The following is a 1111-nucleotide window of genomic DNA, read 5'->3' as shown; positions in this document are numbered from 1 at the left end:
GTAGCGGACACCCCAGATAAGCCACACTGGCGACCTGGAGGTGTTAGCGATGAGCAAGAAGAAGACCCGGCGGAGCTTCAGCCAGCAATACAAGAGGATGGCTGTGGGCATGCATCGGGACGAGGGCTACAGCCGTGTTGATGTCGCCCGCCGGCTCGGTATTCACCGCAGCATGGTGGAACGCTGGGAGCGCGAGCTCTTCCCCGAAGACGTGGTGACGCCGGAGACCAGCACCCAGCAGCCGCAGGAGACACAGAGCGTGCAGGACCAGAAGGACCGGGAGATCCAGCGGCTGCGGGAAGAAAACCGTAAACTTCTGGAAGAAAAGGAAGTTTTAAAAAAAGCCACGGCCTTCTTCGCCAGAGAGCAGAACTGAAGTACCAGTTCATCGCGGCGGAGAAGGCGAATCACTCGATCGCGTTGATGTGCCGGGTCCTGCGGGCCTCGCGCAGCGGCTACTACGACTGGCTGTGCAGGGAGAGCATGGATGTGGGCCGGAGGCTCCAGCTGGAGGCCGTCAGGGCGCTGCACGAATCCAAGAGAGCCCGACTGGGGAGTCGCCGGATGTCCCGTGAGTTACGTCGACAGGGTCACGACGTGGGCCGTTACCGAGCCCGCAGCCTGATGCGTGAAGCCGGTGCGGTCTGTCAGCAGCGTCGACGGTTCAAGGCGACCACGGACAGCCGGCATGGGCACGCAATCGCCCCAAATCTCCTGCAGCGGGCCTTTGAGGTCGATGCCCCCAACAGGGTGTGGGTCGCCGACATCACGGCCGTCTGGACGTTCAGCGGCTGGGTCTACCTCGCTGCCGTGATGGATCTCTACGACCGCCAGATTATCGGCTGGTCGGCCGCCAGACACATGCGGGCGGAATTGGCCACGGATGCTCTGCAGATGGCGATCGAGCGGCGACGCCCCGAACCGGGACTGCTGCATCATTCGGACAGGGGCTCGCAGTACGGATCAGACGCCTACCGCAAGGCTCTCGGAGCCGCCGGCATGGTGCCGTCGATGAGCCGCAAAGGCGACTGCTGGGATAATGCGGTCATGGAGCGCTTCTTCGGCACTCTGAAGAGTGAGTGGACGAATGCGCGGCGTTACGTCACCAGGC

1 pseudogene is annotated in these 1111 nt (G+C 63.1%); it reads left to right on the top strand.

The window, feature by feature from the left end:
• Positions 1-49: 49 nt before the first annotated feature.
• A pseudogene (locus LRA98_RS12810) lies at positions 50-1111 on the top strand (IS3 family transposase); the annotation flags it as partial.

Source organism: Halorhodospira sp. M38, assembly GCF_022227985.1.
GTDB classification, from domain to species: Bacteria; Pseudomonadota; Gammaproteobacteria; order Nitrococcales; family Halorhodospiraceae; genus Halorhodospira; species Halorhodospira halophila_A.
This window is presented reverse-complemented; position numbering and strand designations above follow the sequence as displayed.